Annotated in this window: 23 protein-coding genes and 1 tRNA gene; 9 read left to right on the forward strand and 15 right to left on the reverse strand. The window is 64.6% G+C overall.

Features of this window, described 5'->3' with window-relative positions; translation table 11 throughout:
* Window positions 1–367 (forward strand): hypothetical protein (locus CV102_RS26460; RefSeq protein ID WP_222863735.1); only part of this gene is annotated, 367 nt, incomplete at its 5' end.
* A 102-nt stretch (window positions 368–469) separates the two neighbouring features.
* Here CV102_RS26460 and CV102_RS23830 read toward each other — a convergent pair.
* The gene (locus CV102_RS23830; protein WP_148860508.1) at window positions 470–922 is read right to left on the reverse strand and encodes a response regulator; all 453 of its coding nucleotides are present in this window, start codon (window positions 920–922) and stop codon (window positions 470–472) included.
* Between the two features lie 597 nt (window positions 923–1,519).
* On the opposite strand from CV102_RS23830, the gene CV102_RS23835 reads away from it, so the two are divergent.
* Window positions 1,520–1,831, forward strand: coding sequence for a hypothetical protein (locus tag CV102_RS23835; RefSeq protein ID WP_233710808.1), 312 nt, complete (start codon window positions 1,520–1,522; stop codon window positions 1,829–1,831).
* 227 nt (window positions 1,832–2,058) lie between these two features.
* Here CV102_RS23835 and CV102_RS23840 read toward each other — a convergent pair.
* Window positions 2,059–2,133: transfer RNA gene (locus CV102_RS23840), tRNA-Val, on the reverse strand.
* A gap of 46 nt (window positions 2,134–2,179) precedes the next feature.
* The gene (locus tag CV102_RS23845) at window positions 2,180–2,452 is read right to left on the reverse strand and encodes a DUF7553 family protein (RefSeq protein ID WP_148860509.1); all 273 of its coding nucleotides are present in this window, start codon (window positions 2,450–2,452) and stop codon (window positions 2,180–2,182) included.
* 144 nt (window positions 2,453–2,596) lie between these two features.
* Between CV102_RS23845 and CV102_RS23850 the strand changes: the two genes are divergently transcribed.
* A complete protein-coding gene (locus tag CV102_RS23850; protein ID WP_148860510.1) occupies window positions 2,597–4,342 on the forward strand; it encodes an adenine deaminase C-terminal domain-containing protein in 1,746 nt (581 codons plus the stop codon).
* A 36-nt stretch (window positions 4,343–4,378) separates the two neighbouring features.
* Here CV102_RS23850 and CV102_RS23855 read toward each other — a convergent pair whose 3' ends face one another.
* On the reverse strand, window positions 4,379–4,912 hold the full coding sequence (locus tag CV102_RS23855; protein WP_148860511.1) for a cob(I)yrinic acid a,c-diamide adenosyltransferase: 534 nt from the start codon (window positions 4,910–4,912) through the stop codon (window positions 4,379–4,381).
* Window positions 4,913–5,431: 519 nt separating this feature from the next.
* On the opposite strand from CV102_RS23855, the gene CV102_RS26285 reads away from it, so the two are divergent.
* Window positions 5,432–5,602, forward strand: a complete 171-nt coding sequence (locus CV102_RS26285) for a DUF7838 family putative zinc beta-ribbon protein (RefSeq protein WP_187433101.1) — start codon at window positions 5,432–5,434, stop codon at window positions 5,600–5,602.
* A 138-nt stretch (window positions 5,603–5,740) separates the two neighbouring features.
* Window positions 5,741–7,480 carry an NAD(+)/NADH kinase gene (locus CV102_RS23860; RefSeq protein WP_148860512.1) on the forward strand — a complete coding sequence of 580 codons (1,740 nt, stop codon included), beginning with the start codon at window positions 5,741–5,743 and terminating at the stop codon, window positions 7,478–7,480.
* A 59-nt stretch (window positions 7,481–7,539) separates the two neighbouring features.
* Here CV102_RS23860 and gcvPB read toward each other — a convergent pair whose 3' ends face one another.
* The 5 genes from gcvPB to CV102_RS23885 all read right to left on the reverse strand — a co-directional run bounded on the left by gcvPB (window position 7,540) and on the right by CV102_RS23885 (window position 15,289).
* Window positions 7,540–9,045, reverse strand: coding sequence for an aminomethyl-transferring glycine dehydrogenase subunit GcvPB (gene gcvPB, locus CV102_RS23865; protein WP_148860513.1), 1,506 nt, complete (start codon window positions 9,043–9,045; stop codon window positions 7,540–7,542).
* The gene (gene gcvPA, locus CV102_RS23870) at window positions 9,042–10,379 is read right to left on the reverse strand and encodes an aminomethyl-transferring glycine dehydrogenase subunit GcvPA (RefSeq protein ID WP_148860514.1); all 1,338 of its coding nucleotides are present in this window, start codon (window positions 10,377–10,379) and stop codon (window positions 9,042–9,044) included. Before gcvPA ends, gcvPB begins: the two co-directional genes overlap by 4 nt.
* Before the next feature lie 178 nt (window positions 10,380–10,557).
* The gene (locus CV102_RS23875) at window positions 10,558–11,865 is read right to left on the reverse strand and encodes an AI-2E family transporter (RefSeq protein WP_148860515.1); all 1,308 of its coding nucleotides are present in this window, start codon (window positions 11,863–11,865) and stop codon (window positions 10,558–10,560) included.
* Window positions 11,866–11,981: 116 nt separating this feature from the next.
* The gene (locus CV102_RS23880; protein WP_148860516.1) at window positions 11,982–14,489 is read right to left on the reverse strand and encodes a heavy metal translocating P-type ATPase; all 2,508 of its coding nucleotides are present in this window, start codon (window positions 14,487–14,489) and stop codon (window positions 11,982–11,984) included.
* A 5-nt stretch (window positions 14,490–14,494) separates the two neighbouring features.
* On the reverse strand, window positions 14,495–15,289 hold the full coding sequence (locus CV102_RS23885; protein ID WP_148860517.1) for a sulfite exporter TauE/SafE family protein: 795 nt from the start codon (window positions 15,287–15,289) through the stop codon (window positions 14,495–14,497).
* Between the two features lie 203 nt (window positions 15,290–15,492).
* Here CV102_RS23885 and CV102_RS23890 point away from each other — a divergent pair, with 203 nt between their 5' ends.
* Window positions 15,493–16,065 carry a hypothetical protein gene (locus CV102_RS23890; RefSeq protein WP_148860518.1) on the forward strand — a complete coding sequence of 191 codons (573 nt, stop codon included), beginning with the start codon at window positions 15,493–15,495 and terminating at the stop codon, window positions 16,063–16,065.
* A 52-nt stretch (window positions 16,066–16,117) separates the two neighbouring features.
* On the opposite strand, the gene hmgB is transcribed toward CV102_RS23890, so the two are convergent.
* The 4 genes from hmgB to CV102_RS23910 form a co-directional block, all read right to left on the reverse strand.
* Window positions 16,118–17,455 (reverse strand): hydroxymethylglutaryl-CoA synthase, encoded by a 1,338-nt coding sequence (gene hmgB / locus CV102_RS23895; protein ID WP_148860519.1) that lies wholly within the window; start codon window positions 17,453–17,455, stop codon window positions 16,118–16,120.
* A gap of 191 nt (window positions 17,456–17,646) precedes the next feature.
* The gene (locus CV102_RS23900) at window positions 17,647–18,225 is read right to left on the reverse strand and encodes a DUF2150 family protein (RefSeq protein ID WP_148860520.1); all 579 of its coding nucleotides are present in this window, start codon (window positions 18,223–18,225) and stop codon (window positions 17,647–17,649) included.
* Window positions 18,226–18,301: 76 nt separating this feature from the next.
* Window positions 18,302–19,153 carry a TatD family hydrolase gene (locus CV102_RS23905; RefSeq protein ID WP_148860521.1) on the reverse strand — a complete coding sequence of 284 codons (852 nt, stop codon included), beginning with the start codon at window positions 19,151–19,153 and terminating at the stop codon, window positions 18,302–18,304.
* 87 nt (window positions 19,154–19,240) lie between these two features.
* The gene (locus CV102_RS23910) at window positions 19,241–19,696 is read right to left on the reverse strand and encodes an NYN domain-containing protein (RefSeq protein WP_148860522.1); all 456 of its coding nucleotides are present in this window, start codon (window positions 19,694–19,696) and stop codon (window positions 19,241–19,243) included.
* A 421-nt stretch (window positions 19,697–20,117) separates the two neighbouring features.
* Between CV102_RS23910 and CV102_RS23915 the strand changes: the two genes are divergently transcribed.
* The 3 genes from CV102_RS23915 (at window position 20,118) to gcvH (ending at window position 23,330) form a co-directional block, all read left to right on the forward strand.
* Entirely contained in the window at window positions 20,118–21,728 is a 1,611-nt protein-coding gene (locus CV102_RS23915; protein ID WP_148860523.1) for a S8 family serine peptidase, read from the forward strand.
* 118 nt (window positions 21,729–21,846) lie between these two features.
* Complete coding sequence (gene gcvT / locus CV102_RS23920) at window positions 21,847–22,944, forward strand: glycine cleavage system aminomethyltransferase GcvT (RefSeq protein WP_148860524.1); 1,098 nt, start codon at window positions 21,847–21,849, stop codon at window positions 22,942–22,944.
* Between the two features lie 2 nt (window positions 22,945–22,946).
* Window positions 22,947–23,330 (forward strand): glycine cleavage system protein GcvH, encoded by a 384-nt coding sequence (gene gcvH / locus CV102_RS23925; protein WP_148860525.1) that lies wholly within the window; start codon window positions 22,947–22,949, stop codon window positions 23,328–23,330.
* A gap of 6 nt (window positions 23,331–23,336) precedes the next feature.
* Here the strand turns inward: gcvH and CV102_RS23930 are convergent, their stop codons facing one another.
* A complete protein-coding gene (locus tag CV102_RS23930; protein ID WP_148860526.1) occupies window positions 23,337–23,525 on the reverse strand; it encodes a hypothetical protein in 189 nt (62 codons plus the stop codon).
* A 23-nt stretch (window positions 23,526–23,548) separates the two neighbouring features.
* Window positions 23,549–24,259: a helix-turn-helix domain-containing protein gene (locus CV102_RS23935; RefSeq protein ID WP_148860527.1), complete on the reverse strand. Its 711-nt coding sequence runs from the start codon at window positions 24,257–24,259 to the stop codon at window positions 23,549–23,551.
* Window positions 24,260–24,572: the final 313 nt, after the last annotated feature.

Genomic DNA, 24,572 nt, shown 5'->3' on the forward strand with positions numbered 1-24,572 from the left:
CCGCCTGCGTTTCGGCGAGTACTGGAGTGCGCGAGCCTCTGGGAAATCCGATTCGCCGCCTCCACTCATACTTTCATACCTTCAGCGACCGACCAGCGGTCGCACCATCCCGAGAGTGGTTCTTCCACTCCGCTACTCCGTATATCAACCACCGGACAGCGATTCGACGGCAACTCGACTCGGCTACCCAATATTACAGCGGGACAGCAGCGATGCTTCCAATACTTCCACCTCTTTTGAACGCAGAACCACTACGCTTTCATCCATACTAGCGATAGTCTACGATTTCAACCCCTTCGAAGCCGTAATTTGGATACATCTGAATAGAGACGTGTTTCTGGAGCAGAGGATTACGGACTGGACGTGATCAAAAAGGTCACAGCAGTAATCGAACAACGTTGCTAAAACGTCCTTACCCGGGAACACTTTCGATGATAACTACTCAGTACGCGTATGAGAATTTTGCCAATTACTGCGATGACTTCTGAACGATGGCAAACCAAAAGTCCTCGATAGACTGAACGAACTCCACAAATTCGTCAGGCTCAACTGGTTTCCGGATGTAAGAATCGGCATCGATCCCGTACGATTGCATGATGTCTTCTCCCGCCTCTGAGCTCGTCAGGACGATAACCGGGATATCATCCAGTGCCGGTTCGTTTTTCAGTTCCGACAAGACGTCCATGCCGTTCTGTCTCGGTAGCTGCGGCTCGAGTAAAACGATATCAGGACGCGGTTTGTCGGAGTGGCGATTCCGTTGATGCAGGAAGTCGAGAGCAGACTCTGCGTCGGAGACGGTGTAAATCGTATTCAGAAGTTTTGCATCACTGAAATTCTCGGTGAACAGACGGCTGTCACCGGGGTTCGGTTCGACTAACAAAATATCAATCAAGTCGTCAATTTGTTCATCTGACGTTCCCATCTGTGACCGTTATGCGTACAAGTTTAAAACAACGATGCTAATATCGGGTTACAGTCTTTACCTCTGACGGTTAGTGTCTACGAAGAAGCGATCACAAAGATGGTGTGGTCGACAGACGACCGCGTCCGTCACAGAGCGTCGAATCACGATCGTAGTGCAGTTGTTCGCTGTGTTACTGATGCTCGAGATCCTGTTGTTGGGTCTCACGAGCGGCGCAAAACCAGCGTGGTGAGGCACGTTTGCAAACTGAGATGATCCATTCGGTTCTGTAGGTGCCAGTCTCGAATCCCTTTCTGCAAGCCATCGTCCGAATTAATAAGCAGTCTGATGTATTTCTGTGTCGACGAGAATGTCGAGTGCTCGAGGAAAACGTGCAAACTTGTACGAAGATCGCTATCGACGAAACTGTAGCTGCTAGCTTGTCAGTGAGAGAGTCGTTTTCGCCGAGTCCAAAGGCAAACCCGACTACAGGATTCAGTACGATTCTCCGATCCCTTTGGCAGTTGTTCAACGGTGTGTAGCTGATCTGTTTGCTGATCGACATCTGAGTTCACTGTAAGCCAAGCTATTTGTCAGTGCCAAATAACGGAGCGTCATATGACGAATCCGCTGTTCTCAACGTATACCCAGGGCGAAAACCGGGTGACATCCACGCTGATGGCTGTCCTCGAGAACATCAATAATCAGTTGGCGGAAGACCTTCTCGAGGCCATCCTCGACGAGTCTGACATCTCGCTGGTTACGTTCGAGAACCAACTCGTCGGTGACGGGTCGGTACCCGACGCCGGGATCCGAAGTTCGACATCGTTGTTATTCGAGACGAAGACGAGGCGAAATGAGGTGGAACGGGATCAACTGCGGGAGCATCTTTCCGGGAAACAGTTATCATTCCAGTTTCCTTTGGTATAATCGCACCACGGCTCGAGGGCCAAGGCAGTAACTTCGTGGAATCCGCTACTCGAAAGAGGGGTTCTTTATAAGAAACGGACTGCCGTCTATGGGTTTACGTGAACGCAGTGAACGTATGGGTTGGGGCAGATTTGAACCACGGTCGTTTCGCTTCGCTCCACTCCCTGATTCAAATCTGCCCAACGTCACGATCCTGTCGCTCGCGAATTTGCTCGCGACAAAAGTAGTGGGTTGGGGCAGATTTGAACTGCCGACTTCCTCCGTGTGAAGGAGGTATCATAACCGGACTAGATCACCAACCCGCAGTGGGTGCTATCCGTGCGTTCAACTTAAGACTTCCTTTCACCGTCAGGTGGACTGCTCGCGCTCGTTCGATCGATCTCGAGACCCTGACACGATGCTTCGAGCCTCCTCGAGCACCTCCCGGGCGCGCGCTGTGGCCACCTCCTCTCGAGCGGCCACGGCTGCCCGAACGCGCTGGAGATGGTCCGGCTCCGGTTCGCGTCCCGCCATCGTTCGAACGCGGGACTTGGCCCGTTCGACTTCCGTCATAACGCCCCACTTCGCGTGTTCGGCGGCTCGAGCGAGATGGTATCGGCTGTCCTTGAAATGGTTGTTCATGACCTGTGGTACCAGATGGCATTCGGCGATAATAGTTCTTTCGTGAACAACAGAATCAGTTCACGGAACGGACTGGTCGCTACGGGCCGACGAACGGGAGATGCCGACCGGACGGCATACGAACCTGGGTGTGAATGACTGCCCATGAACGAGCTACAGCCGATCGCCCTCGAGCGCGACGACGCGACGGCGGACCTGGTGGTCACCGACGGGCGAGTCTACTGTTCCAACCGACGCGAGTTTCTCGAGCGAGACGTCGCTATCGTCGGCGACAGCATCGCGGCGCTGCTCGAGGACGCGGCCTCGGTTACCGGCCCCGAGACGACCGTCGTCTCGGCAGCCGACCAGTACGTCCTGCCCGGATTCATCGACGCCCACACGCACGCGGACATTCAGCTTACTCCGGAGCGTGCCGCCCCTTCCCTGCTCGCGACCGGAACGACGTCCGTCGTCACGGAAACGTCCGGCCTCGGACTCCTGTTCGGGAGCCGCGGCGTCGAGACGACGCTCGAGCGCACCGCAGAACGTCCGCTCACGACCTATCTCACGCTGCCGCCGCAGTGGTTCGTCGACACGTTCGAACCCGCGAGAGGTGACGAGGAGGAACTCGAGGCGCTCGCCGCGCTGCTCGAGCACGAACGAGTCGTCGGCGTCGGCGAGATCGACTGGGTCCACGTCGTCGGCCGGGACGTGCCGCTCGAGGCGCTGTACGAACGAGCGCGGGAGGCAAATGCCCGAATCGTCGGCCACGGCGCGGGCTGTCGCGGAGACGCCCTCCGGGCGTTCGCGACGGTCGTGGACAACGACCACGAGGCGATCACAGCCGACGGCGTCCGCGAGCGTGCGACGAACGGGATCCACGTCGTCGGTCGCTGCGGCACGATCCGAGACGATCTCGGAGCCCTCGTCGACGCCCTCCCCGATCTCGATCGCGGAAGCGTCTCGCTCTCGACCGACGGCGTCTGGCCCACCGAACTCGAGGACGGGTTCGGTATGCACGAGGTCGTTCGCCGGGCGATCGACGCCGGCGTCCCCGCCGCGGACGTCATCGACGCCGCGACGCGGAACACCGCCGAGCACTTCGGACTCGAGGGTCGCGGCGTCGTCGCTCCGGGCGCGATGGCGGATCTCGTCGTCGTCGACGATCTCGAGACGATCGCCGTCGACACCGTCGTCTCCGAGGGCTCCATCGTCGTCGAAGACGGCGCTCCGACGGTCGAGCCGCGAACGGATCCCTATCCCGACTACGTCTACGATACCGTCTCGGTCGACCTCGAGCGCGAGCGGTTCACCGCACCTCGTGACTCCGTCCGGAGCGAGGACGTTCGCGCGATGGCGGTCGACCAGGGGCTCGTGACGACCGAGACGACTGTCGAACCAGGGACCGACACCGACACCGATCTGGTCGGTCCGGCGGCGGAGCGCGACGCGCTCACGGCGACGCTGATCGATCGCGCTCCCGGAACGGCCGATCGAGGGTTCACGGGCTTTCTCACCGGGTTCGGTCTCGAGAGGGGCGCCGTCGCGACGACCGGCACGTGGGAGGTACCCGGATTGCTCACCGTGGCGGCCGACACCGACGACGCCGTCGTCGCCGCCGAACACGTCGCGTCGATGGGTGGCGGCTTCGCCGTCGCCCGGGACGGCTCTGTCGTCGCCGACCTCGCGATGCCGGTCGGTGCGACCGCCGCAGAAGCTCCCCTACCGAGGGTCGCGGAGGAGTTCAAGATCCTCGAGAACGCGCTCTACGAACTCGGAACCGATATCGAACGGCCGTTGCTAACCCTCCAGACGCTGACGTTCCTGGGAGTGCCCACGCTGAAACTCACGCCGTCGGGGTACGCGGACGTGCTCGACCGATCTCTCGTCGGACTCGACCTCGAGGAGTAGATCGGCGAAGTAGCGGTAGAACGTCCGGTGGAGTGGTCAGTACTGGGGTTCCTCTTCGCGCTCGCCGTCGCGCTGGTTGATCACGCGCGCGAACGTAAACAGGCCGTCCGAGAGCCGATTGAGGTACTGGACAGCATCTTCGTTGATCTGTTCTGCGCCCGCGAGGCCGACGGCCCGGCGCTCGGCGCGCCGACAGACGGCGCGAGCGTGGTGTAGCCGCGCGCCGGCGTCACTACCCGTGGGCAGGATAAACGACGTCAGCGGCTCGAGTTCCTCGTCGTACTCGTCGATCCAGTCCTCGATCGTCTCGACGTGGTCGGCGCGGATCGCGGGGTCGCCCTCGTCCGGATCCGGATTTGCGAAGTCCGCCTGTACGACGTGGAGGTGGTTCTGGATCGTCCGCAGCCGTTCGTCGACGTCGTCGTGGCCCGTCGGACGCACGGTCCCGACGAGCGCGTTGAGTTCGTCGACGGTGCCGTAGGCCTCGATTCGGGGATCCGTCTTCGAGACGCGAGTCATATCTCGCAGGTCGGTCTCGCCGTCGTCACCGCGTCCGGTGTAGATCGTCATAGCGGAATCGACGGATGGCGGTTACTTAAGTACAGTGTCGCTCGCGGTGACGATGTTCAGAGTACACCGACTCGCCGAGAGAATCGAACACCACGAAAGCCCCTGACGCGATCGACCCTTCGGGGCTCGCCACGGTCCTCGCTTCGCTGCGGTCCCTACGTCGCACGGGAGGGATCGACCGCGTCAGCCCTTTCAGTCCCAGCTGAGTCGGCTTTCTGGCCAGCCACCGCGGGTGGGACTGAAAGGGGCTGGGCCGCTCGGGGACGGCGGGCGACGCAAGCACGCGAGCGAAGCGAGCGCGCAGCGAGCCCCCCGACTCGAGCGGCCCAGGGGCTTTCGTGGCAGTCTCGCCGGACGCTGAGTACTCACGGTAGTATTTGAACAGGCCCTCGCGGTTCGAAATTTATCTCGAGTCGGACGCCTTCGGGACGGGAAAGCCACGGATCAGGGCAACCGAGGGATCCAGGGGTCAGGGCAAAAATCAGTACGTTAAACACGCCTCGGACGATACCCCTCGATATGTCCCTGGAACTCGATCACGAGTGTCCGAACTGCGGCGACGAGAAGACGTTCTACCGTGCCGCGAGCACGACGCTGCACCTCGGCACGAAGATCAAGTGGCACTGCCCGGACTGTGACTACGGCTTCGTCCAGATCAACGGCATCGACTCGAGCGAAGCGAGCGCCTGAACCGTCAGAGACGCCGCCGAACTGCAGTTCGTCGATCGATCTCTTCGCCGTCGATGCTCCGGCACTCGAGTTCCCGAGCGCTCGCTCGTGCCGACCGAACGCCAAGACCCATAGTCGGTCGGTTCCACGGATCGACTGATGCAAGGACGCAGACTCGCGACGACGGACGAGATCGTCGCGATCGTCAGTCCGGACAGCGACGACGTGGTCACACGCCTCGCAACCTGGGCCGACGACCGCGGCATCGGTCTCTCCACCGTCGACGTGGGTGACGACATCGACGACGTCTACGACGAGAACCGGGCGACGCTGGGCGTCACTATCGGGGGCGACGGGACCTTTCTCGAGGGAATCAAGACGTTCGCGCCCCGGAACGTCCCCCAGCTCGGGGTCAACACCGGGACGCTCTCGTTTCTCGCCCGGGTCGAACCCGAGGACCTCGAGGCGGCGCTCGACGAGGTAATCCACGGCCGGGCGACGGTCGACAGCCGCCAGCAGGTGGCCGTCCGCGGTCCCAGGGTCGACACGACGGGGATCAACGACGTCATGATCGAGCACGTGCCGCCGGAGAACCCGACGGACCGCAAGATCACGCGACTCGACGTCTACGCCGACGACGAGTACGTCGGCGAGTTCGAGGGGACGGGACTCGCAGTTTCGACGCCGACCGGATCGACCGGCGTCTCGCTGTCGGCTAACGGCCCGATCCACTACCCGGCCAACAACCACACGCTCCAGCTCGTTCCGTTGCACACCCACCAGCTGGGGGTGCGACCGATCGTGGTCTCGCCCGAGACGGAGCTCCGGATCGTCACCCGCGGTCCGGCGAGCCTCCTCGTCGACGGCGGGCGAGCCCACGTGATCCTCGAGGCGGGCGAGGAGATCCTGGTGACGGGAGCCGACAAACTCGCCCACATCGTCCGCACCAGCTACGACGACCACTTCTTTACCGCGATCTCGAGGAAACTCGGCTGGGACATTCGCGGGGTGGACGAGCCCGCTCGCTCGCCCACGAGCACGGCGAGTGGAGCCGTGACCCGCTCCGCTGGGGTGTCGGCCGACCCACAGGATGGGGGCGAGGACGCTGACACCCTCGAGCACGCGCTCACGATCGCCACGGAGGCCGCCGAGGCCGCGGGCGAACCCCTCCGGGAACTGCACGGCCAGGTCGAGTCCATCGCCGTCAAGAGCAACAAGTCCGACATCGTCACCGAGGCCGACCACCAGGCGAACCGGATCATCACGACCGTCATCGACAACGAGTTTCCCGACCACGGAATCGTCTCCGAGGAGCAGCCCCGCCGAATTCTCGAGGACGGCTACACCTGGGTCGTCGACCCGCTCGACGGAACCGGGAACTTCGCCCACGGCAACCCTAACTACTCGATCTCGATCGCCCTGCTCGAGGGCGGACAGCCCGTCATGGGCGTCGTCTACGTCCCCGAAACGGACGAACTGTTCACCGCGATCGCCGGACGGGGCGCCCGACGAGACGGCGAACCGATCGGGACCACCGACCGCGACAGCCTCGACGAGAGCATGCTCATCTCGGGGTACGACCCCGACGGCTCCTTCCTCTCGCAGTTCTACCAGGAGACCCGCGGCGTCCGCCGACTCGGCTCGGCCGCGCTCAACCTCTGTTATCTCGCGAGCGGCAGCGCCGACGCCACCTGGGAGTACGACACCTACCCGTGGGATATCGCCGCCGGCCTGGTGATCGCCCGCGCTGCGGGGGCGACGATCACCGACGAACGCGGCGAGCCGTTCGTCTTTAATTTCGAGACCGACAACCGGTCGGCGCTGCTCGGCTCGAACGGGCCGCTGCATCCGGCCTTGCTCGAGCACCTCGAGACCGATCTCCCTGAACGGGACCGATAGTACCACGGGCCGGAGATTCCTCCGGAAGAAGCGAGTGGGCGAAAAAACGGTCTCGGCGATTACTCGTCGTCTGCGAGTTCGTGCCAGGAGAGCCGCGGACTGCGGGCCGCGCTCGTCTGGTCGATCCGGCGGGCGGTCGTCCGTTCGGGGGCGGCCTCGAGCGTCTCGTCGTCCTCCTCGGCGACGGCGTCGAAGGCGGCGGCGAGCCGGTCGAGCGTCTTCTTGCTCTCGACCTCCGTCGGCTCGGTCATCAGCGCCTCGGGGACGATCTCGGGCCACTTCGTCGTCGGCGGGTGGACGCCGTAGTCGAGCATCCGTTTGGCGACGTCGGCCGCGTCCTGGTCGCCCGCGCTGGCGACGAACTCGTGGTAGAACGGCTCGTAAGGAACGTCGTAGCTGATCTGACTCGCGAGGTAGTTCGCGTTGAGCACCGCCTTCGCGCTGGCGTCGAGTAGTCCCTCGTCACCCAGTCGGGCGATGTAGGCGAACGCCTTCACGAGGACGAGCCAGTTGCCCTGGTAGCCGTGGACCTTGCCGATGGTGTGGTCGGGGTCGAACAGTTCGTAGGTCGGCTCGCTCGACGCCGTTTCCGAGTCGTCCTCGGTCTCGCGCACGCGAGGTGCCGGCAGGAACGGCGCGAGTTCGTCGACGACACCGACGGGACCGGCTCCGGGACCGCCGCCGCCGTGGGGCGTCGCGAACGTCTTGTGGACGTTGTAGTGCATCACGTCGAAGCCCATGTCGCCGGGTCGGGCGCGGCCGAGCAGCGCGTTGAGGTTGGCCCCGTCGTAGTAGAGCAAGCCGCCGACGTCGTGGACCATCTCGGCGATTTCGGAGATGTCTCGCTCGAACAGCCCGAGCGTGTTCGGATTCGTCAACATGAGCGCAGCCGTGTTCTCGCTCAGGGCGGCCTCGAGCGCCTCGAGGTCGACCCGCCCGCCCTCGTCGCTGGGCAGAGAGACGACGTCGTAGCCGCCCAGTGCGGCAGTCGCGAAGTTAGTCCCGTGGGCGCTCTCGGGGACGATCACCTCGTCGCGATGGTCCTCGCCGTTGTGTTCGTGGTAGGCCGCGGCGACGCGGATCCCGACGAACTCGCCGGCCGCGCCGGCGGGCGGCTGGAGGGTCACCGCGTCCATCCCGCCGATCCGACCGAGGTAGTCCTGCAGGCGATACATGAGGTCGAGGGAGCCCTGAACCGACGTCTCGGAGCGGTCGGGGTGGACGGCCGCTTTCGGCAGCGCCGCGACGTCCTCCGTGAACTTCGGATTGTACTTCATCGTACACGAGCCCAGCGGGTAGGGACCGCTGTCGATGCCGTAGATCATCTGGGAGAGCCGCGTGTAGTGGCGGGCCAGTTCGGGTTCGGAGAGGCCGGGAAGCTCGAGCGAGTCCCGGGTGAGGTCGTCGGGCAAGGGCGACTCGTCGCTGTCGCCGATTTCGACCGTGGTCTGGTCTTTCTCCGAGAGCAACGGCTCGTACTGGCCGTCCTCGACGTAGCGGGCCTGGTCGTAGCGCACTCGCTGCTCCTCCACGTCGTCGACGTTCGTTCGAGTATCGTCGGTCATCGTGCCACCTCCGTGAACGCGTCGACGAACGGATCGATCCGCTCGTCGGGGACGCCCGCGACGCACACCTGTACTTCGTGTTCGCCGACGACGTGGACCGCGAACCCGCGCTTTTCGAGATCGCTGACGACGGCCTTCGCCGGCTGGTCGACGCGGGCGACGAACTCCCGGACGTGGTGTCGGTCGTGGACCGGTGCGGTGACGCCGACGATATCGTCCAGCCGGTCGGCGAGCGCTTCCGCACGCGTCACGCCGCGTTTCGCGAGGTCGACCATGCCATCCGGGCCGAGGTACGCTGCGTGCATCGCGGTTCGCAGCGCGACCCACGCCTGGTTGGTACAGATGTTACTCGTCGCTCGTTCGCGTCGAATGTGCTGCTCGCGGGTCTGTAGCGTCAGCGTGTACGCCCGTCGGTCGGTCGCGTCCTCGCTCACGCCGACCAGCCGGCCGGGCACCTGTCGCAGGTAGTCCTCGCGGCAGGCGAAGAGTCCGAGACCCATCCCGTAGCTCGTCGGCAGCCCGAGCACGCTCGCGTCGCCGACGACCACGTCGGCGCCGACGTCGGCGGGCCGCTGGAGCAAAGAGAGCGCAACCGGGTCGGAGCCCAGGACGAACAGCGCGTCGGCCCCGTGAGCGAGGTCGCCGACCCGCTCGAGCCCTTCCTCGACCGTCCCGCGGACAGTCGGGTTCTCTGCGTAGACCATCACCACGTCGTCGTCGACGGCGTCCGCGAGCGCGTCGAGGTCGGCGTTCGCGTCGTCGGTCGGGTACGTTTCGACCTCGAGGTCGGTGCCGGCGACGTAGTTCTCGAGCGTGCTGTGGCGTCCTTCGAGCAGGAGGTCGGGGACGAGTACGCGGTGGCCGCTCGTCGAGCGAACGCGCTCGGCGAGCGTCGCGGCCTCGCCCAGCGCCGTGGCGGCGTCGTACATCGAGCAGTTGGCGACCTCGAGTCCCGTCAGTTCGACCAGTAGCGACTGGTACTCGAACAGCGCCTGGAGGAAGCCCTGGGAAACCTCGGGCTGGTACTGCGTGTAGGAGGTGAGAAACTCCGAGCGATCGGCCAGGTGATCGACCAGTGAGGGAACGTAGTAGCCGTAGTGGCCACGACCGAGTAGCTCCGTCAGGTCGTCGTTGCGACCCAGTATCGAGCGCACCAGCCGGCGCGTCTCTCGTTCCGTTCGCGCGTCGATCCCGAACTCGTCGTCGAACCGGACGTCCGCGGGGATGTCGAAGAGGTCATCGACCGTATCGACGTCGACCGCCTCGAGCATCGCCGCGCGTTCGTCGTCCGTGTGAGGAGCGTATGGGCTCCCCGTGGCGTGTGATCCGTTCATGGCTAGAGGGGGTCTCGGTCGACCGGTACTCGTCGGTTTGACTCGCGCCGAGTACGGGTTTCGTTCCGAGACACGATACGAGGTAGTTACAGATAGAGGATAATGAACGCACCTCTTCGTTCGTGAGGGCAACCCGCGGAACGTAATCACGAGGAGCAGTTTACGGCCGTGGTCTCGATCACTGTGGCGAGTCGGTGCCAGTGTCGGATCCGGTGGCTTCGGACTCGGTACTGTCCACTCTCTCGACGGAGGGAGCACCGTCGGTATCGGTCGCTTCCTCGTCGGTCTCCGCGTCTTCGCCACCAGCATTTGCGCCGTCGACTCCCGTACTCGCCTTCGTCGTCTGCTCTCCCGCTGTCTCCGGTGGTCCCACCTCGGAATCGTCGGTGATCCCCGTCTCCTCGGCCGTCTCGGCGGCGGGATCCGCGGCCGATTCGGGTTCGTCGCGAGCGTCTCCCTGGCTCGTCGACCACTCTCGAGCGAACAGGTCGAGCGTGATCTTTGCGCCGCCGAGGACGACGGGGCCGATGAACAGCCCGACCGCGCCGAAGACGACGAGGCCGCCGAAGATCCCGACGACGATGATCGCGGAGTTGAACGCGCTCGTCCGGCCGATGAGGGCGGGCCGGAGGTAGGTGTCCGAGGCGCTGACGAGCAGGCCGTAGACGACGAGAATCGCTGCCGGGACGAACTGCCCGACTGCCAGCAGATAGAGCGAGATCGGCATCCAGACGGCGAAGACGCCGATCAACGGGAGCAACGCGGCGACGAACGCTCCGACCGTGAGGAGGACGACGGCCGGCACGCCGAGTAGCGCCAGCCCGACGCCGAGCAGCAGGGCCTGGATGATCGCGACCGCGACGTTGCCGACGACCGACGCCCACATGAGCTGGTCGAGTTCGCTGAACAGTTCGCGCTGGACCTGGTCCTCGATCGGGACGACGTACCCGACCCAGCTCACGAGCCGGTCGCCGTCACGCAGGAGCGCGAAGAGAACGAACACCGTCACCGTCAGACCGATGAGGATCGCCGGGACGCCGCCGACGAACTCGATCGCGCCGGTCGCGAGCCCCTGCAGCCCGGTCGCGATCGGTTCCTGGTAGGTGCTGTACGTATCCTGAAGATCGACGGTGTACCCCGTCTCCGCGATCCGCTGCTCGATGTCCTCGACGTTGAGCGTGCCGTCCTGGATCGCCATGGCCACTTCGAGCGCCTGGCCGAACGCGATGGCGAGCACGTACATGACCGGCAGCAAGATCGCCAGGATGGCGACGACGACGAGCACGAGCGCGGCGGTCATCGACCGCATATAGTTCTCGAGACGACGCTGGGCTGGCATGAGGATGTACGCGAGGATCACCCCGAGAAGCACGTACTGGAGGTACGGCAGGATGATGAGCAACGCGAGGAGAACGCTCACCAGCGTGAGCACGGCCAACCCGAGTCGGTCGGAGAGCCACTCCGACAGGGACGGACGAGTAGACATGGGTAGACGTAGGCGACCCAGAACTAACTACTTCATGGCTGAAATATCGGTGCCTCGATCGGTGAAGCGACTGTCGTCTCCGTCGTCACGTCGGGTCGGCCGACCGGTAACCGCGGTCAGTCCTCGAGCAGCGACCGCGAGGAGTTCGTGACGACGAGCAGGCTGCTCGTTCCCATCGCGAGCGCGGCGAACAGCGGGTTGAGCAGCCCGGTCACGGCGAGCGGGATCGCGATGCCATTGTAACAGAACGCCCAGCCGATGTTGCCCTTGACGCGGCGGTCGGTCGCCCGCGCGAGTTCGAAGACGGTGTCGACCGAGGAGAGGTCGTCGTCGACGAGCGCGACGTCGGCCGCGTCCGCGGCCATCGCGGTCCCGCCGCCGAGTGCGATGCCCAGATCGGCGGCCGCCAGCGCCGGCGCGTCGTTCGTTCCGTCGCCGATCATGACCGTCCGGCCCGTTTTCTTGAGCCGTTCGACGGTCTCGGCCTTGCCCTCCGGCGGGACGCCCGCGAACACTCGATCGACCGACGGCTCGTCCCGGAACCGGCTGGCCGCCCGGGGGTCGTCGCCGGTGAGGACGACCACGTCGGTGTCCGTTTCCGCGATCGCCGACAGCGTCTCCGCCCATCCCTCGCGGAGGTCGTCACCGACGACGACGACGCCCTCGGCGGTCCCGCCGCGACCGACGGCGACCGGAACGCGGCCCGTCTCGCGGCTCTCGTCGATTTTCTCGGTGATCTCGTCGGAGACCGTCCAGCCGCGGTCGCGGAACAGGTCCGGGTGGCCGACGACGACCTCCTCGCCGTCGACGACGCCGGTGACGCCGTTGCGGTGGCTCTCGAACGACTCGATCCCGTCGTCCGCGGCGGCATCGGTTGCTTCGTCCGCGCTCCCCGCGTCGTCGATCTCCATCGCGTCCGTCTCCGCCGCGTCCGCCTCCGCCGTGTCCGTCTCTGACGCGGGCTCTACTGCACCGCCGTCGGCGACCGGCCGCTCGGCCGCGATGGCCTGGCCGACCGGGTGGGCCGATCGTCGCTCGAGTCGCGCCGCCCGCTCGAGCAACTCCTCGGAGCAGTCGGCGTCGACGACGGTCATCTCGCCGGTCGTCAGCGTCCCCGTCTTGTCGAAGACGACGGTATCAGCGTTGCGGATGCGCTCGAAGACGGTGTCGTCGAAGACGACGATCGAGTGCTCGAGTGCGTCCCGAATGCCTGCGGCGACCGCGAGCGGCGTCGCCAGCCCGAGCGCGCACGGACAGGAGACGATCAAGACGGTGAGGCCGATCAGCAGGGCGGCGGCGACGCCAGCGCCGAGCGCGAGGTAGACGGTCATGACGACCACTGCGAGCACGAGCACGAGCGGGACGAAGATCGTCGCCAGCTTGTCCGCGAGCTTCTGGATTCCGTGGGTACCGCTCTGGAGGTCCCAGACGAGTTCGGTGACCCGGTCGAGGCTGCTCGTCGCGTCCTCGCCGACGCGGACGGTGACGGCGCCGTCGGTGACCATCGAGCCGCCGACCACGGTATCTCCGGCGGTCTTCCCGACCGGGAGCGACTCGCCGGTGACGACCGCCTCGTCGACCGCGACCTCGCCGTCGACGACCTCGCCGTCGACGGGGACGCGCTCGCCGGCCCGGACCAGTACGCGGTCGCCGGGCTCGAGGTCGTCGACGGCGACCTCCTCGTGGCTCCCGTCCTCGCGGACGCGCCGGGCGTCGTCGATCTGGACGGAGGTCAGATCCGAGAGCCGCTCTGTGGCCTTGTCCTTGAGCGAGGACTCGTAGTAGTTGCCGACGGAGACGATGACGATGATGGCGACGGTGACGTCGTAGTAGATGTGGTCGCCGCCGACAGCGATCGCCAGCGTGCTGTAGAGGTACGCGCTGACGGCCGCGATCGTGACCAGCAGGTCCATGTTCGGCTGCCGGGTCTTGACGCCGACGTAGGCCCCCTGCAGGATCGGCTTGCCGGTGACGCCGAGGACGATCGTCGTCAGCGCACCGATCATCAGGTAAAACGGCGTGGCGAGGTCGCTCGCCAGCGCCTGCGTGAAGAACTCGTACGTTCGCTGGTCGTAGAACAGCCCGCCGAAGTAGGTGGGGTAGATGATGAGCAGGTACTGCATCATCACCATCATCCCCATGAGCACGCCGACGATGATCCGACCCATCATCCAGTTGTCGGCTTTTCGCCGCATGAACGTGTCGTCGCGGTCGTAGGCGCTGTAGCCGAGCCCGCTGATGGCTTCCTGGAGGTCGGCCTGCGAGACGGTGTCGGGGTCGTGGTCGATCCGCACCGTATCGGTGACGTAGCTCGAGCTGGCGTCGCTGACGCCTTCCGTCCGGGTCGCGGCCGACTCGATGAACGCCTCACAGGTCGCACAGTGCATCCCGTCGACCTCGAGGTAGGTCGCCTCGTGGTGGTCGGGAACCTCCCGCTCGGCGTCCTCGGTTCGCTCGCGGCGGACGTCTTCGGCCTCGAGATCGTCGACGTCGTCGAGCGCGTCGTGGACGTCGCGACAGCCGACACAGCAGAAGCGATTTCCCTCGCGATCGGTGACGTCGCTGCCCTCGACGGGGAGCTCACACAGCGAACAGCCGACGTCGGTCAGGTGGTCACCAGTCATCGTGGTCAGTGGTTATCGTGGGCGCCCGGGGCGTCGATCCCGTCGTAGAACGGGAGCTCCGGATGGGGCAGGTGGATACCGATACTCATCAGTCCGTGCGCGAAGAGGACGTAGCCCAGGACGACGAACGCGACCCCGAGCAGTCGGTGGACGCGACGCCGGTGGACGATGTCGACCGCGTCGATCACGGTTCCGTAGACGAAGACCGCAGGGACGGTTCCGATTCCGAGTGCGGCCAGCGCGAGCGCCCCGCCCGTCGGGGAGCCGGTCGCGAACGCGTACAGAAACGCCGGGTAGAGGATCGGACAGGGGAGCAGGCCGTGCACCGCGCCGAGGCCGACGATGCCCGGCCCGTTCGCGAGCCGATCGACGTGGGTCATGAGCCAGCCGGTAAGTCGCTCGAGGCCGGGGAGATGAATCCCGCCGGTCGTCCGCCCGAGCAGGTAGTAGACGCCCGTCGCGATGACGAACCCGCCGACGACGAGCCCGACGCCACCGCGGATCGGGTCGACGAGCGGCGTCAGCGACTCCGTCGTGACGAACAGCAGCCCGCCGAGTGCGCCGAAGATCGCTCCCAGAAGGGTGTAGCTCGCGGTCCGCCCGAGGTTGAACAGCGCGTGCTGGCGAACCTCGTACGTCGTCAGGTGGGCGCCGCGTTTCCCGGTCGCCGACCCGTCGTCCATCCGGCTCGCGTAGACGGTGACGAGCGGGCCACACATCCCGATACAGTGGGCACCGGCCAGCAGGCCGATGAGGAGGAAGAGCGCCACGTCGATGCCGAGGAATGTGAACGGGTCCATGTGTGATCAGTGTCGAGCGCGGTCGGCGGGCGATACTCGTTGATCGAGCTATCCGCTGGACAAGGTAATCGGTTTCGCCTCGAGGCGCCGTTGGCCTGTCCGACACGCCCTCGCGTCGCTGCTGCCGCGCGCCTCCCGTACCCGTTCGGGACGGCGACATCGCCGTCCTATTCACCGCTCGTTTCGATCGTTCTCGTGACTGCATGAACTCAAGACAAATCAACGACCTTCCCGTGGTGGGCGGAGCGGGTGCCGGTTTCGGAGCGTGGCTGCTCGGCTACGCGATCACGTACGTACTCGTCGCGCCGGAGATCCGAGAGTCGCCGTTGAACCGGTTCCTCGAGGCGTTCGAGGGGGATCCGGCGACCTACGAAATGGTCGGGTGGGTGTTCTACAACGCTCACTTCGTCACCACCGTCTTCCACGACCTCCCGCTTATCGGGAGTCACACCACGACGTTCATCGGCAATCAGGAGGGGTTTTCCGTGCTCCTGTACGCGCTCCCGGTTGGACTGTTACTGGCTTCGGGACTCGCACTCGCTCGCTATCACCGAGCGGCGACGCCGACACAGGGTGCGCTCGTCAGCATGACGATACTGCCGGGGTATCTCGTGTTGTCGGTCGCTGGCGCGTTCCTCTTCGAGGTCAGCATCGCCGGTGCCACGGGTGGACCCGACCTTCTCCCGGCGGTCTTCCTTTCCGGCATCGTCTATCCGCTGTTGTTCGCCGGCATCGGGGGTGCGACCGCGGGCGCTCTCGAGGCTCGAGAATCCTGATCCAAACGCGAAGAAGGCGGGCGTAGCGCTTTTCCCTGAAACCGCTACTCGACTACTCGACGAACCGGTACTTCCGCTCGCCCATACGGCCCCAGCCGTCGAAGACGAACTCCTCGTGGGGGGTCGTGAGCTCCTCGACGTCGACGTCCATGTCGTGGTTGTGGGCGTCGTGGACCTCCTCGTAGTCCTCCCAGCTGAGGTCGTAGCGCGCCTCGAGCTGGCCGTCGATGTTCAGCGCCTCGATCTCCTCGGCCCAGTTCTCCTGGACCGTCTCCGCGTGGATCTCCGCCTGGGCGCCGCTGCCGTAGGAGCCGACCAGGAGCGTCTCGCCGGTGAGGTCGCGACCGTTCTCGAGGGCGTGTTTCATCGCGCTGACGCGGGCAATGTGGACGGAACCGGTGTACCAGTTACCGACCTCGCGCGAGAGCGTCAGCGTCGGATCGATCGTTTCGGCGTACCACTCCTGGTAGCGGTCGGTCTCCTTGAGCGCGTCCATATACTCCCGGACGGCGTCGCGGAACGCCTCCTCGTCGTCGAAGGCTTCCTTGCGGGGCTGGCGACCGATCTCTTCGGCGAGTTCGTCCTCGATCGCGGTGTCGCGCGTGATGTGTCGGTAGCCGAGCAGCCCGGCCTTCCGGACCATCCCCGGGAACGGGGTGTGGAACGGGATGAACGCGAGGTCGTCGGGGTGGACGTCGCCCGCGACGCTCTCGTAGTCCTCCAGGGCCTCGCGCATGCGTGCGAGATACACCTGTACCGAGCGCTTGCCGTCGACCGACGGGAACTGCTGGTTGGGCTTGAGGAAGTCCGTCTCGTCGGCCGAGCCGTACCCCTGGTCGGCGGAGAGTTCGACGAGGTCCGGATCCTCCGCGATGTACATCGCGACGGCGCCGGCGCCCTGGGTCGCCTCGCCGGCGTCACCGCGAGCGTACAGCGCCGTGTCGGTCGCGATCACGAGCGCGCCGCGCCCGCGGTTTCGACCCGCGCGGATCCAGTTGTAGGCGTCGTCCAGACTCTGGGTCCCCGCGATACAGGCGAACTTTCGTTCGCCCTTGTTGGCGTGGTGGAAATCGTTCTCGTAGACCTGCTCGAGACAGCCGGCGATGTACGTCGAAACCGGCTTCGAATTGTCGAACGCGCTCTCGGTCGCGACGTCGATGCGCCCGATATCCTCCGGCTCGAGCCCCTTTCGATCCATCAGCCGATAGGCGGCGTTTGCCCCCATCGTGACGATATCCTCGTAGCTGTCGGGGAACGAACTGGCGTTGAGACCGAGCCCCTTCGTATACTTCTCCGGGGCCTCTCCCTTCTCGGGTGCGAAAGTGCCGGGCAAGTCGAGCTTGAGATTCCCGGTCCAGATCTCGACGGCGTCGATACCGACGGTGGTCATGGTATGCGAATATTGTCCGATCTATATGATATTGTCGTTCGAAGTTTCGACGATCGACGAACATCGTATCGACCGCTCAGATTTCCGTGAACGTGACGGTCGGTCGTCTCTCGGGGCGAAGAAGTCGGAGCACGACGACCGAATTACTCGTCGATCGACGGACGTGCTCGAGAACGTGAGATCGGCCGACGTTATTCGTCTTCTTCGACGACCTCCGGGTCGCTCATCGCGCTCTGGAGGCTGTCGAGTCCGTTGATCCACTCGGTGACGAGACCGTACTCGAGATCCTCGGCGACGCTCATGTCGAGTTCCTCGCCGTCGATGATGAGCGTCCCGGCCTGGGCGGCGTAGCCGAGGGCCGCGTCGAGATCCTCTTCGGCCTCTGCGTTCGCCGCCGCACCGAGGTAGTCTGCGACGGTCCCCTCCTCGGCGGGACCGTTGGCGATGTATTCCTCCGACGCGAAGAAGACGCAAACCAGGCTGGTCTGGACGCCGTCGACGAGAATGAGTTTCTCCTCGTCCTCGATGTCGACCTCGCCCAGGACGACCTCGCGGACGTCCTCGATCTCCGCGAGTGCGTCCTCCTGTTCGAGTTCGCCCTCGTCGTACGCGGCGACGATCTTCGCGATCGCGATTGCAGTGTCGTCCTGGAGATTGAGCAGGAGACGGGCCGAGGATTCGTCCTCCGGATCGATCTCTTCGTCTTTGATTCGATCGATCCAGTTCTGCCAACGTTCCTCCGAGTAGTACTCGGTAGGGGGATTGCTCATACAGACAACTACACCGGCCGCTTGAAATGCCTTTCTCTACCTGTACGCCGACGCGACTGTGCCCGATTCAGCCGTTTCAGGCCCGCTCGAGCGTCGTTTCGGTATCGATTTCGTAGACCCGTTTCGGGGTCTCGACGTGGGCGTTCCGAACGGCCTCGTCGTGGCCGTTCTCGAGCAGCCACGCGACCCGGCGGGGCACCGTCTTCGGCCCGAGGACGGCTCCGGGGCGGTCCGGATCGTCGATGTAGTCGGTCTCCATCAGGAACGGCTCCCCGCGTTCGGCTGCGAGTTCGAGTCCGTCTTTCTCGCTGATGACGCTCGGGATCGGCCCCTCGAGTCGGCCACCCGCGTAGTGTTTGACGACGCGATGGGCGGGCAGCCCGACGTCCTCGGCCCAGTCGGTGACTTCGGTCAGGTCCTCGCTTCCCTCGGCGTGGAGCTGGACGGCACAGTCCAGCTCCGCACCGTGTTCGAACGCCCGGCGCATCACTGCGTTCGAGGCGTCCCAGACCGCGTCGTCGACCTCGTAGTGTGGACGACCGGACTTCAACGCCAGCGCGTCGCCCGACTCGACGTACTCCGCGGCGACGTCGATCCCACCCTGCATGATCTCCCGGGCTTCGTCGGGCGCGTAGCCGCGCTCGTCGACGAGCCGCGAGATCAGCCCCGGATGGACCCCGAGGACGGGCCACGCCCGCCCCTCGAGTTCGTCCGAGGCGTCGGCGACGATCTCGATCGTGCGCTCGAATACGGGACGGAAATCCTCGCCGGCGTCGGCTTCGACGCCGAGGTGCCAGGATGGTTTGTTCACCACGAGCATGTGCGTCCCGCCCATGTGAGCGAAGTCGCGCACGGCGTCGATCCCGCGGTTGTTGTCCGGATCGAGGTGGAGGTGGTTGTCGAGAACCGGCGTCTCGTCGTCGATCATACCCAGCAGTGGGGACGCCGCAGGTGAAAAGTCACCGACTCGGTTGCTCGCGAGGTGCCGGCCGTCGCCGACGCGCCGTCCTCCCCGTCAGTCTCCGAGCGTCAGCGTCTGGTCGGCAGCGTTGCGGAGCGCGTCGGAGCGGCCGTGAGTCCCCGGCGCGATAGCGACCGTCTCGACGCCGACTCTGCCGGCGTGCTCGAGGACGGGCTTGAAATCGGTGTCTCGGGAGGCGATCGCCAGCCGGTCGATACTCCCATCGCTGGCGAGCGCAGTCGCGTCGACGGCGAGTTTGACGTCGACGTCGCCGCTGGTAACGATCACCTCGAAGCCACGGGCCTCCGCGGCCTGGATCAGCCCGGGGGTCGCGTGCTCGTCGAGGTACAGTCGAAGGATGCCGACCCGGCCGAGATCCTCGGCCGCAGTCCGGAGGTCGTCCAGGTCGACGTCGAACTCGTCGCGAAAGACGTTCGGCCCGTCGACGAAGAGACCGACCATCGACACGTCGGTACTGTCGCCGAACATGGCCCGAAGGCGATCGAACATGGCTGCGCTTTCGCGTATCCGGAAAAAGGTGTGACGAAACGCCGCGGGACGGCTGGCTCTCGAGGCCGACGGCTATCACACGCCACCGCTGGTTGTCTGTACGACACTCAGGGGAGTTGCTACTAGAAATCTCCGTTCAAAATCCCCATTAGTAACTAGCAAGTTTATTCGGATTCTCGCAGGCTTCCCTTGCTAACCTCGAACGCCGGCGTTCGTCGCTCTTGGCAAGAGTTGCGGCCACCAAATAAACATTATAGAAGTTTATTCTGAAGAGATGAAGAACTCGAGAAGCAAACGTTTCTGCCAGAATCTACATAGAACGATTCATACATCTGTATTCTCTCATATTGATTAATACAGAATAAATTGTAAGCTGTTCCATAAGGATTTAATATAGTCGCGTATTCCAGACAGTCGGACCATGGCAGAAGATGGCATTCCGCACGCTAATCGACGAACAGTACTACAAGCGGCTGGCGCACTGGGTGCGTTTTTCGGTCTGAGCGGTGTCACGACGGCAACGCCGGGTCGAGAACCTGGCCCACGGAAGGACGAGATTCTCGTCGGCGTCGACGACTCGATCTCGAACGCCGAGGAGACGGTCGAACCGAAGATTCCGGACAACGCGGAGATCGTCCACGCGAACGAGACGCTCGGCTACGTCGCGGTGAAGTTCCCCGAAAACGCCGACGATCAGGGGAAGGAGAATTTCAAGGAAAACGTCCTGGAAGACCGTGATATCGCATACGCCGAAGACAACGCGACGGTCGAGGCGTTCTACACGCCGAACGATCCGATGTACGGCGACCAGTACGCCCCACAGCAGGTCAACTGCGAGGGCGCCTGGGAGACGACGCTCGGCGATCCGGACGTCACGGTTTCGATCATCGATCAGGGGATCCAGTACGACCACCCGAACCTCGAGGAGAACATGGACGGGAGTGTCTCGAACTACGGCCGCGACTTCGCCGGCGACAGCGACGATCCGTACCCGGTCACCGGGGACGAGGATCACGGAACCCACGTCGGCGGAATCGCCGCGGGCGGCACCGACAACGGCACGGGCCACGCCGGCATCTCTGACTGTTCGATGCTGTCGGCCCGAGCGCTGGATGACAGCGGCGGCGGGTCGCTGTCCGACATCGCCGACGCCATCCAGTGGTCGGCCGACCAGGGAGCTGAGGTGATCAACATGTCTCTCGGTGGCGGCGGCTACTCGAGCACGATGGACGACGCCTGCCAGTACGCCTACGATCAGGGCTCTCTACTCGTCGCGGCGGCCGGTAACGACTACGGCGGTGATGTGTCCTATCCGGCGGCGTACGACACGGTCATGGCCGTCTCCTCGCTCGACGAGAACGAGTCGCTCTCTTCGTTCTCGAACGTCGGCCCCGAGATCGAACTCGCCGCGCCTGGCAGCAACGTCCTCTCCGCGGTCAACTGGGACGACTACGACGAGTACTCCGGGACGTCGATGGCATCGCCGGTCGCCGCGGGGGTCGCAGGGCTCGCGCTCTCGGCGCACTCGGGACTCTCGAACGAGCAACTTCGCGAGCACCTGCAGAACACCGCCGTCGATATCGGTCTCTCGGACGACGAACAGGGTGACGGGCGCGTCGACGCCGACAACGCCGTCAACACCGATCCCGACGAGGATCCAGACAACGGCGACGACGACGACGACGATGATGACGACGATAACGGAGACGACGACACCGAAACCACCACAGTCACCGACTCCCTCGCCGGCTCCTGGGACAGCGACTGCTGGGCGTACGCGTGGGAGTTCGCCGATCCGCGCAAGGTCGTCATCGACCTCGAGGGGCCGAGCGACGCGACGTTCGATCTCTACGCCAACGAGCGCGATCACTGTCCGACGACCTCGGATTACGACCACATCTCCTACACCTGGGGCAGCGACGAGGAGATCGTCATCGAGGACCCCGACACCTCGACGGACCTCCACATCCTCGTCGATTCCTACGACGGGAGCGGCGAGTACACGCTGACGGTCACCGAACACTCTAGCTAGGCCCGACGGCTACGCCGTTCGTTTTTTCGCCGTTTCGTCGGAATAGTTGCCCGCCGTCGAGGGAATTCGGCCACCAGCGACGAAAAGACATTACTACCCCCGGAGTGTCAATCCGACTATGCCGCTTCAGACGCCGCCGTTACGTGGGATCCACGACGAGCGTGGAGCGAAGTTCACGGAGTTTGGTGGCTGGGATATGCCCGTCGAATTTGACTCGATTCAAGCGGAACACCAGGCCGTCCGCGAGGACGTCGGTATCTTCGACGTCTCGCACATGGGCCAGATTCACGTCACCGGGCCGGACGCCGCGACGTTGATGCAGCGGCTCACCTCGAACGACGTGAGCCGCCTCGGCGTCGGCGACTCCCAGTACGCCGCGATCACCGACGAGGAGGGAGTCATCATCGACGACACAGTCGTTTATCGGCTCCCCGACGAGGGTGGCCACCCGACCTACCTCTTCGTACCCAACGCGGGCACCGACGAGGCGACTCACGAACGGTGGATCAGCTACCGCAACGAGTGGGACCTCGAGGCAACTATCGATAACCAGACCGACGAGTACGCGATGTTCGCGGTCCAGGGCCCGAACGCCCCAGCGCTGCTCGAGCAGGTTGCGGACGGCTCGCCCACGGACCTGAGCCGGTTCGAGGCGGCGTACGCGACCGTCGCCGGTACCGAGTGCTGGACCGCCCGCACGGGGTACACCGGCGAGGACGGCTTCGAGCTGATCGTGCCGTGGTCGGACGCCGAGACGGTCTGGTCGCGCTTCGACTGCCAGCCCTGCGGGCTCGGTGCCCGCGACACGCTCCGGATCGAAGCCGGACTCCTGCTGGCCGGCCAGGATTTCGACATCGAGTCGAATCCCCGGACACCGTACGAAGCAGGGATCGGCTTCACCGTCGACCTCGACACCGAGTTCGTCGGCCGGGACGCGCTGGCGGAGATCGAGGAGGCGGGCGTCGAGGAACGACTCGTCGGCCTCCAGTTGATCGACCGCGGCGTTCCGCGCCACGGCTACGACATCACGAACACCGAAGGCCGGGTGATCGGCACCGTCACGAGCGGAACGATGAGTCCGACCCTCGAGAAACCGATCGGGCTCGGCTACGTCCCGGTCGAGCACGCGGATCCGGGAACGACGCTGCAGGTCGTCGTTCGCGGCCAGTCGAAAAAGGCAAGAGTTGAAACCACTCCGTTCATCGAGACAGAATAACAATGAGCTTCGACACTCCCGACGATCGGCAGTATCTGGAATCGCACGAATGGGCACTCGAGACCGACGGGGTCGTCCGCGTCGGCATCTCCGACTTCGCACAGGACGAACTCGGCGACGTCGTCTTCGTCGAACTCCCCGACGAGGGCGAGTCGGTCAGCCAGGAGAAAGAGTTCGGCGTCATCGAATCGATCAAGGCGGTATCCGACCTCTACGCGCCGGTCGGCGGCGAAGTCGTCGCGATCAACGAGGAACTGTTCGACGCACCCGAACTCGTCAACGACGACCCGTTCGGCGAGGGCTGGATGCTCGAGATCGAGCCGTCCGACGAGAGCGAACTCGACACCCTGCTCTCGGCCGACGAGTACGAAGACCAGATCGCCTGAGCGCGCTCAGGACTCCTGCGGCGTCTTCCGATTGAACAGTGCCATCACCGTTCCCGAAACGGCGACCGCGAGGACGGCCCACCCCAGCCAGAGCACCGGCTCGTCGACGGCGTAGACGACGGCGAGCGACGCGACGAAAACGAGCGTCAGCGCGAGCGTCCAGCGATCCTTTCGACGAGTGCTATCGTCCGTCATGAGTCTCTCCGAGTGCGCTGTCGTCACTCGATCGTGACGAGGTGGTCGAGCATCTCCTCGAGCGGCGCGGTCGTGACGGCGAGCGAGTAGCCGTCGATCCGTGCCAGGTCGGCGGCGTGCTCCCAGAGGTCTTCCTCCTCGATGCCGTGGAGGATGACCGCGTTCGGCGTCGGGTTGACGACCCGCAGCGCGACCGCGACCGCCTCTCCCCGCGTGACGCCGGTAAAGACCAGGGCGCGGTTCGTGCTCTGGCCGTACAGTCGAAAGAACTCCTCGCTCGAGAGCCGGGTGATGGCGCCGATACTGTCGATGACCGTGTGACCGCTGATTCGATCCGTGCTCCCGGTCGTGATCTCGGTCGCGTCGATATCGTCGTAGAGTTTGACCAGCGGCATCGACGTCGCGTACTCCCGCAGGTCGTAGACGACGTCGCTCTCGAAGCCGGCCGAGAGGACACGACCGTACTGGCGGATCCGGTCGCCGCCGCGGCATTCGTCGATCGAGAGTAGTCCCTCGACGAGCCGGCCGACGACGCCGATACCGGGGCTCTCCCGGCGCCCGCTCTCGTAGTCGGAGATCACCGAGGAGGAGACGTCCAGTTCGGTCGCCAGGTCGGTTTGGGAAACGTCGAAGTCCGTTCGCCACTTGCGCAACGTCGCCCCGGGGTCGTCACTCAGCGTGATCTCTCCCGCGATCTTCTCTGCGAGTTCCCGCTTCGGTCCACGACCGCCCATGTGCGACGGTTGTGTGGTCGGCCCAAGTAGCTACCGGAGTCGCGGTTTCCACTGGCGCAGCGTTAGCGGTCGGCTCGAGCGCCGATCCGCGACCCGATCACTCCGCCGAGGCTGCCGACCGCGAGCGGGTAGACGACGCCGGCGGGCAGCGTCGCGGGGATCGGATCGGGCCGGATCGCGCCGTCACCGATGTCGGTAGCAGTAGTTGATAATACGGTTTCGGTATCCAGTTTTGGTGCCGAATCTGAAATGCCGGAGAGTATTGAAAAATAATGGTGCGTCGTCGTTCGGGAACAAGGCTGGCGATACGCCG

Origin of the sequence: Natronococcus pandeyae (assembly GCF_008122205.1) — an archaeon.
GTDB lineage: Archaea > Halobacteriota > Halobacteria > Halobacteriales > Natrialbaceae > Natronococcus > Natronococcus pandeyae.

Bases quoted from the DNA above. Each gene is read 5' to 3' on its own strand.
- hmgB (WP_148860519.1), bottom strand. From the start codon at position 17,455: ATGACCACCGTCGGTATCGACGCCGTCGAGATCTGGACCGGGAATCTC.
- CV102_RS23875 (WP_148860515.1), bottom strand. From the start codon at position 11,865: ATGTCTACTCGTCCGTCCCTGTCGGAGTGGCTCTCCGACCGACTCGGG.
- gcvT (WP_148860524.1), top strand. From the start codon at position 21,847: ATGCCGCTTCAGACGCCGCCGTTACGTGGGATCCACGACGAGCGTGGA.
- gcvPB (WP_148860513.1), bottom strand. From the start codon at position 9,045: ATGACCGACGATACTCGAACGAACGTCGACGACGTGGAGGAGCAGCGA.
- CV102_RS23915 (WP_148860523.1), top strand. From the start codon at position 20,118: ATGGCAGAAGATGGCATTCCGCACGCTAATCGACGAACAGTACTACAA.
- CV102_RS23890 (WP_148860518.1), top strand. From the start codon at position 15,493: ATGAACTCAAGACAAATCAACGACCTTCCCGTGGTGGGCGGAGCGGGT.
- CV102_RS23855 (WP_148860511.1), bottom strand. From the start codon at position 4,912: ATGACGATCTACACCGGACGCGGTGACGACGGCGAGACCGACCTGCGA.
- gcvH (WP_148860525.1), top strand. From the start codon at position 22,947: ATGAGCTTCGACACTCCCGACGATCGGCAGTATCTGGAATCGCACGAA.
- CV102_RS23880 (WP_148860516.1), bottom strand. From the start codon at position 14,489: ATGACTGGTGACCACCTGACCGACGTCGGCTGTTCGCTGTGTGAGCTC.
- CV102_RS23935 (WP_148860527.1), bottom strand. From the start codon at position 24,259: ATGGGCGGTCGTGGACCGAAGCGGGAACTCGCAGAGAAGATCGCGGGA.
- CV102_RS23835 (WP_233710808.1), top strand. From the start codon at position 1,520: ATGACGAATCCGCTGTTCTCAACGTATACCCAGGGCGAAAACCGGGTG.
- CV102_RS23905 (WP_148860521.1), bottom strand. From the start codon at position 19,153: ATGATCGACGACGAGACGCCGGTTCTCGACAACCACCTCCACCTCGAT.
- CV102_RS23930 (WP_148860526.1), bottom strand. From the start codon at position 23,525: ATGACGGACGATAGCACTCGTCGAAAGGATCGCTGGACGCTCGCGCTG.
- CV102_RS26285 (WP_187433101.1), top strand. From the start codon at position 5,432: ATGTCCCTGGAACTCGATCACGAGTGTCCGAACTGCGGCGACGAGAAG.
- CV102_RS23860 (WP_148860512.1), top strand. From the start codon at position 5,741: ATGCAAGGACGCAGACTCGCGACGACGGACGAGATCGTCGCGATCGTC.
- CV102_RS23885 (WP_148860517.1), bottom strand. From the start codon at position 15,289: ATGGACCCGTTCACATTCCTCGGCATCGACGTGGCGCTCTTCCTCCTC.
- CV102_RS23850 (WP_148860510.1), top strand. From the start codon at position 2,597: ATGAACGAGCTACAGCCGATCGCCCTCGAGCGCGACGACGCGACGGCG.
- CV102_RS23900 (WP_148860520.1), bottom strand. From the start codon at position 18,225: ATGAGCAATCCCCCTACCGAGTACTACTCGGAGGAACGTTGGCAGAAC.
- CV102_RS23830 (WP_148860508.1), bottom strand. From the start codon at position 922: ATGGGAACGTCAGATGAACAAATTGACGACTTGATTGATATTTTGTTA.
- gcvPA (WP_148860514.1), bottom strand. From the start codon at position 10,379: ATGAACGGATCACACGCCACGGGGAGCCCATACGCTCCTCACACGGAC.
- CV102_RS23845 (WP_148860509.1), bottom strand. From the start codon at position 2,452: ATGAACAACCATTTCAAGGACAGCCGATACCATCTCGCTCGAGCCGCC.
- CV102_RS23910 (WP_148860522.1), bottom strand. From the start codon at position 19,696: ATGTTCGATCGCCTTCGGGCCATGTTCGGCGACAGTACCGACGTGTCG.